The sequence below is a fragment of the Paenibacillus sp. ACRRY genome, assembly GCF_022346995.1.
Lineage (GTDB): Bacteria > Bacillota > Bacilli > Paenibacillales > Paenibacillaceae > Paenibacillus.
The window spans coordinates 1,183,142-1,198,484 of the sequence record NZ_JAKRNM010000001.1 but is presented as its reverse complement, the minus strand read 5'-3'; the positions used below and the strand labels follow the sequence as shown (position 1 = coordinate 1,198,484).

At 44.1% G+C, this 15,343-nt stretch carries 15 protein-coding genes; 12 read left to right on the top strand and 3 right to left on the bottom strand.

The window, feature by feature from the left end:
* Positions 1–19: 19 nt before the first annotated feature.
* Together MH144_RS05100 and MH144_RS05095 are read right to left on the bottom strand one after the other, a co-directional pair.
* The gene (locus MH144_RS05100) at positions 20–2,344 is read right to left on the bottom strand and encodes an MMPL family transporter (protein ID WP_239298041.1); all 2,325 of its coding nucleotides are present in this window, start codon (positions 2,342–2,344) and stop codon (positions 20–22) included.
* A 33-nt stretch (positions 2,345–2,377) separates the two neighbouring features.
* On the bottom strand, positions 2,378–2,992 hold the full coding sequence (locus MH144_RS05095) for a TetR/AcrR family transcriptional regulator (protein WP_239298039.1): 615 nt from the start codon (positions 2,990–2,992) through the stop codon (positions 2,378–2,380).
* 230 nt (positions 2,993–3,222) lie between these two features.
* Between MH144_RS05095 and MH144_RS05090 the strand changes: the two genes are divergently transcribed.
* From MH144_RS05090 to MH144_RS05045, 10 genes are all read left to right on the top strand, one after another.
* On the top strand, positions 3,223–4,266 hold the full coding sequence (locus MH144_RS05090) for an ROK family protein (protein ID WP_239298037.1): 1,044 nt from the start codon (positions 3,223–3,225) through the stop codon (positions 4,264–4,266).
* A 41-nt stretch (positions 4,267–4,307) separates the two neighbouring features.
* Complete coding sequence (locus MH144_RS05085) at positions 4,308–4,874, top strand: sugar O-acetyltransferase (RefSeq protein ID WP_239298035.1); 567 nt, start codon at positions 4,308–4,310, stop codon at positions 4,872–4,874.
* Positions 4,875–5,102: 228 nt separating this feature from the next.
* Positions 5,103–6,572 (top strand): sensor histidine kinase, encoded by a 1,470-nt coding sequence (locus MH144_RS05080; RefSeq protein WP_239298033.1) that lies wholly within the window; start codon positions 5,103–5,105, stop codon positions 6,570–6,572.
* 5 nt (positions 6,573–6,577) lie between these two features.
* Positions 6,578–7,270, top strand: coding sequence for a response regulator transcription factor (locus MH144_RS05075; protein WP_239298031.1), 693 nt, complete (start codon positions 6,578–6,580; stop codon positions 7,268–7,270).
* A gap of 119 nt (positions 7,271–7,389) precedes the next feature.
* A complete protein-coding gene (locus MH144_RS05070) occupies positions 7,390–8,898 on the top strand; it encodes an S-layer homology domain-containing protein (protein ID WP_239298029.1) in 1,509 nt (502 codons plus the stop codon).
* 9 nt (positions 8,899–8,907) lie between these two features.
* Entirely contained in the window at positions 8,908–9,609 is a 702-nt protein-coding gene (locus MH144_RS05065) for an ankyrin repeat domain-containing protein (RefSeq protein ID WP_239298027.1), read from the top strand.
* A gap of 802 nt (positions 9,610–10,411) precedes the next feature.
* Positions 10,412–10,885 (top strand): GNAT family N-acetyltransferase, encoded by a 474-nt coding sequence (locus tag MH144_RS05060; RefSeq protein ID WP_239298025.1) that lies wholly within the window; start codon positions 10,412–10,414, stop codon positions 10,883–10,885.
* Positions 10,886–10,964: 79 nt separating this feature from the next.
* Positions 10,965–11,378: an NUDIX hydrolase gene (locus MH144_RS05055; protein WP_239298023.1), complete on the top strand. Its 414-nt coding sequence runs from the start codon at positions 10,965–10,967 to the stop codon at positions 11,376–11,378.
* A gap of 14 nt (positions 11,379–11,392) precedes the next feature.
* A complete protein-coding gene (locus MH144_RS05050) occupies positions 11,393–11,851 on the top strand; it encodes an NUDIX hydrolase (RefSeq protein WP_239298021.1) in 459 nt (152 codons plus the stop codon).
* Between the two features lie 248 nt (positions 11,852–12,099).
* Positions 12,100–13,131, top strand: coding sequence for a phosphotransferase enzyme family protein (locus tag MH144_RS05045; protein WP_239298019.1), 1,032 nt, complete (start codon positions 12,100–12,102; stop codon positions 13,129–13,131).
* A 38-nt stretch (positions 13,132–13,169) separates the two neighbouring features.
* Here the strand turns inward: MH144_RS05045 and MH144_RS05040 are convergent, their stop codons facing one another.
* Positions 13,170–13,508: a winged helix-turn-helix transcriptional regulator gene (locus MH144_RS05040; RefSeq protein ID WP_183520378.1), complete on the bottom strand. Its 339-nt coding sequence runs from the start codon at positions 13,506–13,508 to the stop codon at positions 13,170–13,172.
* Between the two features lie 105 nt (positions 13,509–13,613).
* Between MH144_RS05040 and MH144_RS05035 the strand changes: the two genes are divergently transcribed.
* Both MH144_RS05035 and MH144_RS05030 read left to right on the top strand, forming a co-directional pair.
* Positions 13,614–14,528 (top strand): arginase family protein, encoded by a 915-nt coding sequence (locus MH144_RS05035; protein ID WP_239298017.1) that lies wholly within the window; start codon positions 13,614–13,616, stop codon positions 14,526–14,528.
* Between the two features lie 107 nt (positions 14,529–14,635).
* Positions 14,636–15,142, top strand: coding sequence for a GNAT family N-acetyltransferase (locus tag MH144_RS05030; protein ID WP_239298015.1), 507 nt, complete (start codon positions 14,636–14,638; stop codon positions 15,140–15,142).
* Positions 15,143–15,343: the final 201 nt, after the last annotated feature.

Below are 15,343 nucleotides of genomic sequence, written 5' to 3'. Positions count from 1 at the left end.
AGACAGGTGAAATCCTATCCTATTTGACTTGCTGTTTTTCCTTTGCATTCAGTTCAGCAATGAGCTTGTCACCTTCAACATCGAGGTTGGGAAGCGAGCGATCCAGCCATTTCGGCAGCCACCAGGCTTTATCTCCGAAGAGAGACATGACTGCCGGAACCAGCGCCATCCGAACAACGAATGCATCAATCAAAATGCCCAAGGCCAAGGCGAATCCAATCTGTTTAATCATAATATCATGCGTGAAAATAAAGCCTGCAAATACGGATACCATGATAATGGCAGCTGCAACCACAACGCGGCTTGCCATTTGATAGCCATTCATTACGCTTTGATTTCCACGATGACCATGGACGTAAGATTCTCTCATCGAAGAAACAAGGAAGACCTGATAGTCCATGGCCAGACCGTAGAGAATCCCTGTTACCATGATTGGAATGAAACTGAGCAGAGGACCGCCCGTGTCAAAATCAAACAACGCCTTCGCCCAACCCCACTGGAATACGGCAGTAGTCAGACCAAACGTAGCGAGAATACTAAGCAAGAATCCAATCGTTGCCTTGATCGGAACCAGGATGGAGCGGAAGACCAAGAGCAGGATGACCAGGGACAGAATAACGATGATTCCGATATATACCGGGAAAACTTCAGCCAATTTGGCTGACATATCAATATTGACTGCTGTAAGTCCGGTAACACCAAGCTTCATACCGTGATTGGTTGCAATGGTAGAGTCAGGAGAACGCAATTCTTCAACCAGCTGTTTGGTTGCTGCGTCTGTAGGACCCGAATCTGGAATGAGACTCAGAATAGCCATTTTGCCATCTTCACTCACTCCTGCTGGTGTGACGACAGAGACATGTTCAAATTGTTGCAGATCCTGGGCGATGGCGCCCAATGTTTGTAATGATACGGTTTGGGAAGCGTCAGTAGGTTCTGCAACAATAAGCAGGGGACCGTTGAATCCTTCACCAAAACCTTTCGTAATGGCATCGTAACTTTGCCGTGCAGTAGTATCCAGGTTAGCGGTAGCGCCAGAAGGCATGCCCAGTTCCATTTTGGCTACCGGGATTGCAGCCGTACCCAGAACGACAATAACAGCTACAATGACAAGCCAGCGGAATTTAACGACACCGGAGATCCAGCGATTTGCAAACCCGTTTGATTTTTTGTGTGCGTTGGCCTGATTTTTCTCTCTTGCTTTACGAGAGCAGATGCGCTCACCCAGGAGACCCAGCAATGCCGGGAGAAGAGTAAGGGCAATCAGTACGCTGAACAGCACGGTAACCGATGCGACGATAGCCATCATGCTCAGGAAGGTAATACCAATAACCAGCATCCCACAAAGTGCAATAATGACTGTTAATCCAGCAAAGAACACGGCACTTCCTGCTGTTCCAACAGCTCTGCTGGCCGCTTCGCGGGCATTCAGATTCTGGTCGAAAATCAGTCTGCGCTGACGATTGACGATGAATAATGCATAGTCAATACCAACGGCAAGTCCGATCATGAGAGCGAGTACAGGCGTGAAGGATGTCATGCTGACAAAGTTGGAGACAGCAAATGCTCCACCAACACCAGCCGCAACCCCGAACAGGGCAATGACAATCGGCAAACCTGCGGCAACAACGGATCCCAGTGTCATGAACAACACAATTGCCGCAATGACCAATCCGTAGATTTCGTTGGTTCCAATCGGTATGCCCACTTCTTTCAGGGAATCACTTGGCAAAACCGAGATGTTTGTACCTTGTTCGGCTTCGCTAACTGCGTTCACAACCGAATCCGTGACACCTTTAGGCAGGGAGTTTTGCTGCACTGTGAATTGAAACTGGAACAGCGCCACATCACCAGCGTTCGAGATCAACACGCCAGGTACTGGCATTCCTTCAATCATGAGTGGTCCATAAGGAGGCAGGTTGCTTGGATCCGCACTTTGCTCGCCTGCTCCAGCAGCACTCTGACTGGCCTGTTCCTGCATAGCTGAGGCATCGGCGCCACTGGCAGCGGCGAGCTCAGCAGGGTTAATAACATAATCCAGTTTGTAAACCTCACTTACAGCCTTACTGATCGCTGCCAAATTCTCAGGCGTATCCAAACGCTCGCCTTCCGGGATATTAAATATAACGCTGCCCTGACCACCAGAGGCTTGAGGAAGCTCCTTTTCCAATTTGTCCAAGACGTTCTGGGATGCTGTTCCTTCGAGTTTGATGTCTGAAGAAACATGCACACCGTTTATGCCAAGCGCTGTTCCTACAATGCCGAGCACCAAAATCCAACCCATAATGAAATACCACGGTTTATCGTAGGCCGTTTTCCCCAGCCTGTAGAGTAATTTTGACATCGAATTGATTTCTCTCCTTATATCTCTAATGAATTAGAATCCTTCGCGCAAATACGTAAAAGCAGAATTGATGTATTCATCGAATGAAATGATCAATTCATCAGTCTCTTCCAAGTGAATCCCAGGCAGCTGAACTCGAACGCTCCCATCCAGAAGAGGGATGATGGCCGCACAAACGGCACCTGCAAGAAAGTGATTGTATCCAATCGGATAACGACCTTTAAATAGTTCATTTAATGCCTCTTGAGCGGCAGTCTGCAACCGATTCAACAGGCTTAGTGTGTGAGGCTTCAAGCTCGGAAATGTTTTGGATAACTCAATAATCTTATAGATCCTACCAAGGACTTCTTCTGTTAATTGCATCTTAATAAACTGATACATGACCTCAAGTGGTGTTATATCTTCGGGCAGCTGATTAATCATTTCCAAATACTCATCAATTCGGTGAAAGTGCTCGCCTGCCATGACCACAGCTTCTTCCTTGCATGAAAAATGATTGGCAAACGTTCTACGGGAGTATCCGGCACGCTGCACGACATCCTCAACCACGAAACCGTCCATTCCTCGTTCTAAGGCTAATTGAAAAGCAGCTTCAGATAAGGCACTTGCCGTCGCTTCCTTCTTCATGGCACGTAAACTTTGCTTCATATGTATCCACCTCCACTTCCAAATTAATATATGAACACATCTATAATATCAATTCGTTGCCCATTGTGCAATTTTGCATTAAGGGAAATGTTGCTCATAGGGAAGGGAAACTGGGTAATTGCATTCACATTATATTTGGATGAGTAAATATTGAGGTGGACTTTAAAGGGGAAATGACTTATGTTAATACTTAATTAAAGTTATTTTGTAAGTATTGGAGGTGAAAAGGGATGATGAGTAACATGATTACCAACAACACCATGCGCGTTAAAAAAATGAACCAGGAATTGGTCCGGCAAACGTTAAAAAAGTTGAAACAAGGTACGAAATCAAGGGTTGCCGAGGCTACAGGATTAAGCGTAGCAACCTGTCGCAGCATATTAATAGAACTGCTTGAAGCCGGTGAACTCGTTGAACTGGACATGGAGGAATCGAATGGAGGCAGACCAGCTCAGATCTATAAGTTTAATGAAAACTTTTCATATATTGCTTGTTTGATTGTTAAAGCGGGCGTCAAGTTCCACTCCATCTTGTTTACCGTAAACAACTTGTATGGGGAGACTGTCGAGGAAGGGTATCGGGAAATTCAAAAGGATCAAATGAATGAAGGGATTATTTATGAAATAATTGATAGCCTTTTAAGGAGATTCCCCTTAATTCGAGCCGTGGGAATCGGGGTTCCAGGTGCAGTCCACCAAGGTGTTGTCAATGTATCCGACATTCCTCGTCTGGTTGGTGTTCCACTGGGAGCATTCATTCGAGAAAAATATGAGGTCGAAGTTGTTGTCGAGAATGATATGAATTTAACCGTGTACGGTCTCTATCAGAAGCGGGAATACCAGGATGAGAATTCGATTGTTGTTGCGACTTTCATCGAAGGCTCCTTACCGGGAGCCGGGATCATGATAGATGGGCATATACACAGGGGGAATACCCAGTTTGCCGGAGAAATCGCTTTTTTGCCACTTGGCCTTTCTCATGATGAGCAGTTCAGGTTACTCCATAATCGGGATACGTTCCATACACTTGCTGCACGTTCAGTATCAAGTCTGATAGCCGTAATGAACCCCGAAACCCTTGCATTAACTGGAACGCTGGTACAGCCGGAGGATGTAAAGATTATCCGGAAGGAATGCTTGAAGTACATACCAGAGATGCATATGCCTCAGATGAGACTATTGAATGACCCAGATGAGGATTATATGTTCGGATTATTATCAATGACTCTGGAAAGCCTTTCGTATTCGCTGCAGCTTGTGGAAAAACGGATATAACCATGATTAATACAATATGGAAAGGGATGTTGAATGTGGATATGAAAACGGAAAAACAGAAGATGCTGAATGGAGAGCTATATAAAGCTTGGGATCCTGAACTGACGCGTGATCGAGCATACGCAAGACGGATGACTCGTATGTATAATCAGAGTACCGAAACGGATGAGGAACTTCGAACAGACATCTTGAAAAAATTGCTGGGATCAACTGGTGAGCACTTAAGCATGGAGCCTAACATCCGGTTTGATTATGGCTACAATATCCATGTGGGTGATCACTTCTACACCAATTTCGATTGCACCATCTTGGATGTGTGTGAGGTAAGAATCGGCAGTCACTGCTTATTTGGGCCAGGTGTTCATATTTATACGGCGACACACCCAATTGATCCTTTGGAGAGAAATGAAGGGCCCGAATACGGTAAGCCGGTAACAATTGGAGATAACGTGTGGGTAGGCGGACGAGCTACCATCAATCCTGGAGTCACCATTGGCAATAATGTTGTCATTGCATCCGGAGCCGTGGTAACCAAGGACGTGCCGGACAACGTGGTTGTTGGAGGGAATCCAGCCAAGGTGATCAAGAACATTGAAGTTTCGCAGTAACATCCTATGCTGTATTAAAAGCTACGAACGCATATCTATGTAACAGAAACAAATCAAAGCCGATATGGAGAGCATTCCATATTGGCTTTTTGCTATTGCCTATACAAAATAGGATTTCCAAACATTATTCATGTGATCATAAAGCTTTTTTGCATCTGGGCAATTGAATCCATCTTGTGTTAACATGTGCACTAACTAATCCTATTCCATGCTTAAAAAGGGGAACCCATGTCCATTCGAATAAAAATGCTGCTGTCCTTCACGGGCATGCTCGTGATAAGTCTGCTGTTTATCCTGCTTACAGCAAGTCTATATACGATTGCGGCAACAGGAGATCTGCAGAGCTTTCGTGATATTTATAAGGTACACTATCAGATTAACCCACTCACTGAACAGGGAGAATCGATCTTTCAAGAGATGAAGTTTATGGCCAAAAATGAACCTGATGAGCTGCAAAACAAAGTTTTGCTGCGTGAATACGACATGAAACTTCGAGCCGAGAAGTCAGGTCTCTATGTCAGACGCGAGAACAGCCAAATATTCGAATCATTGACATTCAACCAGCCTGAACTGAAGCAGGCACTGCCTGCCTATGATCTGAACAACTATCAGATTCGCAGTACGTTTAATATTGGTGAACGCTTCTATGCCTATGCCAAATTCGACTTTAAATATACGGATGGGGAACGGGGAAGCATCTTCGTCATTCGTGAACGGAGTCCTTTTGCCGAACTGACCCGTAAGCTGCTGCCCGTGATGTCAATCCTGCTCATCGGGGTGCTCATTATTGCAAATCTGCTGTTGTTCCGCTGGATTACTCGCAGCTTCATTAAACCGCTGAATCAGTTGCGGAACTCCGCAGAGCAGATTAAGGAAGGGAATCTCTCCTTCAAGCTCCAGCTTAATTCCAATGACGAGGTTGGCCAGCTCAGCGAAGCGTTTGAGAGTATGCGGAATCAACTGCAGCGTTCCAATGAACTAAGGCAGCAGGACGAAGCGAATCGCAAAGAGCTCATCTCCAACATTTCTCACGACCTCAGGACACCGATCACCAACATTAAAGGCTATATTGAGGGGATTCGTGATGGGGTGGCGAATACTCCGGAGAAAATGGAAACCTACGTCAATATCATTCATTCCAAGGCAGTCAGCATGGATAAGTTGGTGGACGAGTTGTTCCTCTATTCGAAGCTGGATTTAAATCAGGAGCCTTTCCTGTTCAAGGTCGTAGACCTTGTTGATTTCCTCGAAGACAGCATTGAAGAGCTGAGATACGATCTGGAGGATAACGGGGTTGTACTCGATTGGGACAACCAGGCGTCAGGTCCAGTTATGGCTTCAGTGGATCTCGATAAATTAAAACGTACTGTCGTTAATGTAGTTGATAATGCACTGAAGTATATGGAGAATGAACACAAACGATTCGGCATTACACTTCAAGCAGATAACGAATGGATTACGATGGCGTTTAAGGATAATGGCAAGGGGATACCGGAAGAGGCGCTGCCTCACATCTTCGAGCGTTTTTATCGGGCAGAGCAATCTCGCAATTCCTCGACAGGGGGAAGCGGACTAGGACTTGCAATCGCTCGTCAGATTATCGATGGACACGGAGGATTCATCTGGGCAGACAGTATGGCTGGTGAAGGTACAACGATTTATATTCAATTGAAAAGGCTTATGGAACAGGGGGAGTAGCGGGAGTGACAAGCATATTAATCATTGAGGACGAAACAACCATTGCCGAACTGGAACGGGATTATTTTGAGCTTAACGGATTCACTGTGGAGCTCTGTCATAATGGAGAGGAAGGCTTGAAGCTGGCTCTGGAGGGAGAGTACAGTTTGATCATTGTTGATCTGATGCTTCCGGGGCTCGACGGCTTCGAATGCTGCAGGCGCATTCGCGAGGTGAAGGAAGTACCGATTCTTGTCGTCTCCGCAAAAAAAGAGGAGATCGATAAGATTAGAACCTTTAATTTGGGAGTCGATGATTTTATTACAAAACCGTTCAGCCCAAGCGAGTTGGTTGCTAGAGCGAAGGCTCATCTAACCCGCTACGAGAGACTGCTTGGCATGAGCAAACCGGTCGAGCAGGATGAGATTCACATTCGCGGACTTCATATCGAAAAAGGATCGCGCCGCGTTTTCTTGAACGGTGAAGAGGTCGCGATTACAACCAAGGAATTCGATCTCCTTGTATTTTTGGCGAGTCATCCGAACCGTGTGTTCAGTAAATCCGATCTGTTCGAGCGGATCTGGGGCATGGATTCCAGCGGAGATATAGCAACAGTTACTGTTCATATTCGCAAGCTGCGCGGTAAGCTGGAGACAGATCCCAAAAATCCGGATTACATTGAAACCGTATGGGGTGCGGGCTACCGGTTTACCGTATAAGTTTCGAGAAAAATTAGCTTCAGTTTATATTTTGTTAATAATTTTGACCTTGGGAGTTTCTTTTTGTCCTCTATTCTATAGATACAGGCAAGACCAACCTATAGAGGAGGAATTCAACCATGAATCCGACAACCCGAAAAATCGCTACATTTCTGACCATAACTGCATTAGGTACAGCAGTATTCCCGCTTGCTGCAAACCAAGTACATGCAGCTACATACGTTACAAACGTCGCCGCAACAACGGCACAGCTTAGCAGCCAGCAGATCGACGCTGCCATCAAGGAATTGAACAGCCTGGGGATCATGAACGGATATGCCGATCAATCCATGGGTGAACAAAGAGCCATTACCCGCGCAGAACTAGCTTCACTGGTGTACAAAACCTTCAGTCTGGAAGACAAGACTGGAGAAAGCGTAGAACTAACGGACGTTAATCCGGCTGCATGGTATGCGCCTTATGCAACAAAGCTCGTTGAACTGGGCATCATGGAGGCAAATGAGGGTCAATTCAATCCGCAAAGCCAAGTATCGGATGCAGAACTTGAACAGGTTGTATCCAAAGCGATGCAGCGTGACGTGAAATCCGTTCACCATTGGATGAGCACGTTCTATGCCAAGAATGGTTCGTCTACTCGCGGCGAAACAGCGTTGCTGCTGAATACGGCCCGCCAGGCCATTCCTTCCGAGCAGGCTCAGATTGAGAGCGTCAGATCGCTGAATGCCATTACGTTAATCGTGACTTTTGATAAACCACTCACGGCAGCTGATGAAGTATTTGCCAAAGCACAAATGGATTTTGCGCTAAGTGGTGGATTGACGTTAACCAATATGCCTCGCCTGAAAACAGGATCCATTGCAACATACATCGTTCCAACGTCTGTTCAAAAAGCGGGTGAGGTATATAACCTTACTTATAAAGGGCAAGATGCTGGTTCCTTCGAAGGCAGTGGAACAAAATTAAATATGACGAAAGTTAGTCAAGTAACGAACGATACGTTCGAGATTGAAGCGTTGCAGGAAAACGGTGTAGTTGATTATGGTTATATCATCTCAGCTTACAGTGGTGGTCGAGGGGCAAATGCGTTCGTGCTGGACGACCAGGAACAAGCTGGAGGACAAACATACCAGATAATCTCTTCCATGCAAGCAAGACAAGTCATGATTACGCCGGAAGGCGGAGAACCGATCGTGGCCAGATATGTTCCGTTTACGCAATCAACAGACGGCAAACAAGAACCGAAGTTCAGATTGCCTGACGGACAGACCCTGCAATCCGGTGTCCAATATACAGTATCTTCGGATTGGGCGAACATCGATAATGCGACATTCACCGCACAATCGTTTGATGCGCTGCAAGTTGCAAGTGCACAGGCGGTGAGTGAAACATCCATTGAAGTTACACTTGCACAAGATCCTGGGGATGAGCTGTTTTCGGGTCGAAGTGTTACGTTAACCTCCCCGAGCGGTGACACTCTGACGGCGACATATAAATATTCAAGCCGGAAAGGTGCAACAGGAGTTTTCGACCTCGTTAACGATGGCAAGTTAAATCCAGACATTACCTATGAAGTAAGCCCAGTGGGGGATTGGAGTGTCGCTTCGGAGGTAACAGTGACGCTACAGTAAGGAGGCAGTATGAGCAAGTCAATATTGATAGCTATTCTAATCAGCACGATGTTCGTCGTCCAAGGCTGTGCTCCGGCAGAAAATAACAACTCCACGGTGGAGGAGCAGGCAGTTTCTCTGAATGAACAGCTTCTAGAAGCAGCAGGGGAATCAGATCATGAGAGGATTGAAAGGCTAATTCAAGAGGGTGCCGATATCAATGCTCAAGATGATAGCGGAAGAACAGCTACCATGATTGCGACTTACAACAATGATCTGGTAACGGCTCAATTGCTGATTGAGGCTGGAGCAGATGTTAACATTCAGGACGATATGAAGAACAATCCGTTTCTGTACGCTGGTGCTGAAGGGTACTTGGATATTTTGAAGCTCACAATTGATGCGGGAGCCGATCCATCGATGACGAATCGATATGGAGGAACAGCACTGATTCCCGCTGCAGAGCACGGATATGTGGATGTGATACGGGAGCTTCTGACTGAAACTTCAGTAGATGTGAATCATGTCAATCAACTGGGCTGGACGGCATTACTTGAAGCGATCCTGTTGAACGATGGGAATACACGGCAGCAGGAAACGATTCAACTACTCATAGACCATGGAGCAGATGTGAATCTTGCGGATGGTGATGGTGTATCGCCTCTGATCCATGCCAAGAAGAAGGGCTTCAAGGAAATCGAGGAGATTCTGCTTCAGGCAGGTGCGAAATAAAGTAAGGGAAGATTGATAATATGAAAAGAAACAGCATTGCAACGTAGCATGTGGATTATCTATAGTGCATATGATTGTAGAAGAAGTCGCCGATATGGCGGCTTTCTTTGTTTTAAGTACAGCAATTCCAATAATTGAAATGAATTCATTCCAATCAACTCGTTTTTCGGCTTCGTAATCTGCATGTTAGGCTGATGGGTGTTAGATATACTTTTTCATCTATAAAAATATATCTTTATTGGTGTATTATGGGTTATTATTTGAGAGGATCAATCTTGCGGTGTGAATTTTAGGCGGAAAGGAACGGGAGAGTGGAGAGAACATTTAAAACATTTTATCCAAGAGTTAAACGGAATTTGATAACCATGTCTATGTTGGAAATTTATTTTTTTGTTAGTCTCAACAGGAGCGATGAGCGATGGTCTACGATTTTTCTCGCGTTTTTTACCATATACGTTTTGACTTATATCATTGTGTTGTTAAAAATGTTATTTACGAAACTAACGTTTACGTTCGGAACAGATTACGTTGTTTCCCCGAAGGCAAACAAATACGATGCTTCTCAAATCAAGTGTATCTATATGAACAACCAGAGAATTGGTTTCAAGCTGCATGGCAGGCGGTTAGTGCCGATGGATTTATGTTTCTATTTTGATAAGAATGAAGAGCAGGAAGGGTTAATTGAACTTCACCAATGGGCAGAGCACAATAAGATAGAAGTGAAAAGGAAATTCTTTCAGACATGGACGTAGTATTCAGTTCAATAAGATCTGACAATCCGTAAGGGAGGGACTAATCAATCGTGATTACGCTCAGAAAGATTACATTGGATAACCGACGTACGATCTTTAACTTGGAAGTTGCAGAAGAACAGCAAAAATATGTGGCATCCAATCTTTCAAGTGTAGCTTCCTGTTATGTTTTAGCGACCAATGGAGGCTCGCCTTTTCCATTTGCAATCTATGCAGATAAACCTGTTGGGTTTGTAATGATTACGTATGGAATTACAGGTTATGATCTCCCCAACATCGCTGATAATAACTACTGCATATTACGGCTCATGATCGACAAGCAACACCAGAATAAAGGATATGGCCGTGAAGCAATGATAGAGGTAATTGAATTCATTCGCACTTTCCCGGCGGGGCCTGCCAAACTTTGCTGGATTCCGTATAGCCCAGATAACCTGGCTGCCAAGAAGTTATATGAAAGTTTAGGCTTCAACGAGAACGGTGAAGTGTGCCACGGCGAGCTTGTAACGGTATTAGAACTCTGAATCATTTAGTTTAGTTAGCCTTCGTTGGGGTTGCAACGAGACATGAAACTAGCGAAAACATATCAGAAAGGAACACTTAATGAAAAGACATCCTAAACATAGAGTAACTGCTGTAGCGGTCGTATTAAATGAGGATAATAAGATTTTACTTATCAATGGACCAAAAAGAGGTTGGGAAATGCCAGCAGGCCATGTTGAGGAGGGAGAGCCGCTTTCTTCGGCTGTGATAAGAGAAACGAAAGAGGAAACTGGAATAGATATTGAAATCATTAGGTTTTGTGGAATCTTCCAAGATGTAAAGGGATCAATTTGCAGTACATTGTTTATGGCTAAACCAATTGGAGGGGAATTGAGAACATCAAGTGAAAGTATCGATTTAGGTTATTTCGATATTGAGGATGCGAAGAGAATGGTTACTTGGCGATCTTTTGAAGAACAAATTGAGTATTGCATTCATCATAAAGATCCGTTTGTGTTTGAGTTCAATCAATAGAGAGCGGAGGGACCATGGATTATATTAAATGGATCAGAAGTAAGGTCGGAAAAGATATGATTATTCTAAATTTTTCAGGCGCGATTATTGAGAATGAGACACAAGAGATTCTACTTCAGAGAAGGCGGGACCGAAATGCGTGGGGGTTTCCTGGAGGCGCAATGGAGCTGGGAGAATCAGCAGTAGAAACAGCCGTTAGAGAAACAAAAGAGGAAACGGGTTTAATCATATCCATAGGGGAACTCGTTGGCGTATATACAAAGTATTTTGATGAATATCCTAATGGTGATAAGGCTCAGACCATTGCATTTATGTATCATGGAAAAGTAATCGGTGGACAATTAGCTGCCTGCAATGAAGAGAGCCTTGAGTTGAAATTTTTCCACCCTGAATTCATGCCGGAGTTGTTTAACCAGCAGCACAGAGATGCTTTTGACGACTTTAAAAATTACCGTATAGGGGTTACTAGATAGCCTGATGGATATGAAGTTACATAAGATCTTATCGTATAGAAAAATCTTTTTAATATGCCTGAAAGATAAAACCATGACAGTCCTGATGTCATGGTTTTTCTCATGGTATGAGGAATATATTAATCCCTTGACAGGTAAAAATCGGTTTCTAATGAAACGTTACCTATATCCCAAACAACAGGATACCTATAATTATTCATATGAGGAACATGACCAAATTAACGAACGAAAAGGAGTAAAGAAAACAAATGAAAGATTTTTTTCGCTATGACACGATGGAAGAAAGAGAATCTCTACTGGCTAGAGCCAGAAATGTAGCACTAAATGCATTACAGCAGTATGATTTGGCATGGGAACGCATTCAGTTCATACACGTATCCGATACGATCACTTACAAAGTTGAAACAAGTACACCCGATACTTATTTGCTTCGAATTCATTCAGATCGTTGGAGCAAGGAAGAAATACAATCAGAACTTATATTTCTTCAATCCTTGAATACAGTGGATGACATTCATGTCCCAGCGGGGATCGTTTCTCTTACAGGTGCTCATGTAGTAGAGGTGGATACGATTGAGGGTTATAGACGACCGTATGTTACGGTGATGAAGTGGGTGGAAGGAGAGCATGTGAAGGGCGAAATGACGGGAGCTATTGTTTCTAGAATGGGAGCGATGATGGGGAGGCTTCATGAAGCTGTTTCGGGCTTTAACTTACCTCGCAACTTTGTACGCCCCATCTGGGGAGCAGACTCTTTTAGAACGGAGTTGGCGAAGCTTGAGCGTTATTATACACGATTTTTGTCGGATCAAGCCTGGACGGAATATCAACATGCTATCGAGAAAATATTAAGTAGACTTGTGGGTATGGAGAAAAATGAACAAAACTACGGAATAATTCATGCGGATTTGCATGCCGGTAACATCGTTTTCAAGGATGATCTACCGTATCCAATCGATTTTGGAAGATGTGGCTTTGGCTATTTTCTCTATGATCTGGCAGGCAGTTTAATTGGACTTTATCCCAGAGAACGAATGACCTTTATCCAAGGTTACGAGAACGTGAGAAAACTGGGGACAGATTATCTACGAGACTTGGAATGTTTCTTCATTATGTTCATGATTGAGAACTACTGTCATCACGCCTCTAATCCAGAAGAAACGTCAAATTTAGTGGATGAACAACCGTACGCTCAAGCATTAATCAGAGAATTTTTAAAAGGGAACCCTTTTTTGTTTATACCGATTGAACCAGTGGATATGGACAAGGTTCAACAGTGAATTGCAAACCAAGAAATCATTGAACCCCTAGATCGGCGTTATGGTTGATTCTTAACTCCCCATTCACATAACTCTTCCATAATCGGCAGCAAGCTCTCTGCTTTGGCGGTGAGACTATACTCGACTTTGGGAGGAACTTGCGGGTACTCCTTCCGGTTCACCAAGCCATCGGCTTCCAATTCTTTGAGTTGTGAACTTAACATTTTATAGGTTATCGCTCCAATCTGCCTCTTCAAATCATTGAATCGAACGGTTTGACCTTCAGCCAAAAGGTAGAGGATCACCATCTTCCATTTACCCCCGATTACAGACACGGTATAACCAAAAGGGGTATCCTGAATGTTCTTCACTTTACCTTTATATTCAGTCATGCTCATACGTACACTATCCTTTCGGGTAGTACCTATCATTAAAGTGCGTACTACGATTATATATTTGTTCAGTTTATACTAGCCTTACTTTCAAGTAAAGGAGAGTATCATATGTCTACAAAAACAATACGCTTACTAATGCCGCAATGGCAGGGGGGCAATAATCCTAACTATTCTTTTGGAGCCGAACTTCTAGCTTGGCTCGCCCCAGATAATGATCAACCGCTAATTAAGGTTCCTGTTCATGCTTATGATGGAACACCGCTTGTGAACGAAAACGGCATGAATGGAAGAACACAACTGCTGGAACAGCTGGAGGCTGCCGAGCATATCATCCAAGCTCACAAGCCGGATCGAATTGTTATGTTTGGTGGCGACTGTTTGGTCGAACAAGCTCCCTTTGCCTATCTGAACGAACGATATGGAGGGGATCTTGGGTTAATTTGGATTGATGCACACAGTGATTTAGTGCGTTATGTTGGCTATGATAACGGACATACACTGCCGCTCGGGAATCTTCTGGGTGAGGGAGATGAGGAGTTCTCGAGACATGTGAAGGTTCCTCTGAAGCCCGAAAATATCTTTATGGCGGGATTGGCAGTTCCTACAGAACAAGAGATGGAAGTGATTTCGGAAGCATTTGAAAGAATGGGTGTATACACTGAGGAATCGGATACAGAAGTCATTCAAAGACTGGGAATCAAAACAGCCGGAACAGAAGAGTTATCGAGCAGCACAGAAGGGATAAAAGAATGGATCAGAGAAAGTGGGATCAAACATCTCGCTGTCCATATTGATCTGGATGTACTGGACCCCCAAAAATTCCGTTCTCTACTATTTGCTAATCCTGATGAACCGTATGTTTTCTCACCTGCAGGAACCATGCAATTACCTCAACTTCTGCACTTGCTTAAGGAGCTGTCTGAGGAAACTGAGGTCGTGGGACTGGGTATAACCGAGCATATGCCGTGGGACGCGATTCATATGAGAGATCTGCTCAGCGAGATCCCGATATTAAATACGTAATGGTGAATAGATTCGAACATAGGTGTGACTAACATTCTATCGGAATATTTGATACGATGTAGGGAGTCTGAATGAATAATGAGAGAGTTAAGAAAGGCAGGCTAACCATGAATCTTATATTTCCGAAAGTTAGTACACCAGAAGAAATCGCTGAGCTGTCCCGATTGGCCGCCGAGATATGGCAGGAATATTACGTATCCATTATTACGCTCGAACAGATTGATTACATGATCCAACAATACCAATCTGTATCAGCGATTACGGAACAAATCCATGAGCAGGGTTATGAATATTATTTCATTCAACGTGATGATGCGCCTGTAGGATACATGTCTGTAAAAGTAGAGGAAGGTAAGATGTTCCTGAGTAAGTTTTACATCGGCAAGGAACACAGGGGCCAAGGTTACGCAAGCCTAGCGTTCGCTTTTCTGGAGAAGCTATGCATGGAACGAAGCATTAATCTGATCTGGTTGACTGTCAATCGCCATAACGAATCAAGTATCGCTGTCTACGAGAAAAAAGGATTCCGGACTGTTCGCGAACAGGTTGCAGATATCGGCAATGGCTTTGTCATGGATGATTTTGTTATGGAAAAGGCAATCCACGTTTCTTAAACGAAGCTTCCAGGTCAGTTCAATAGGATGAGTCAGACGGGGAATGATGTATTGATCATCATGAGAGAAGAAGTCGCTTAAATAGCGGCTTCTTTTTATTTAATAAAACACGGATCTGAAAATACGCATATAAATGAAAGCCCTTTCTTCATTCTATGATATACTACGTTGTAACTGACATACCATGAATAACGAAGAGAT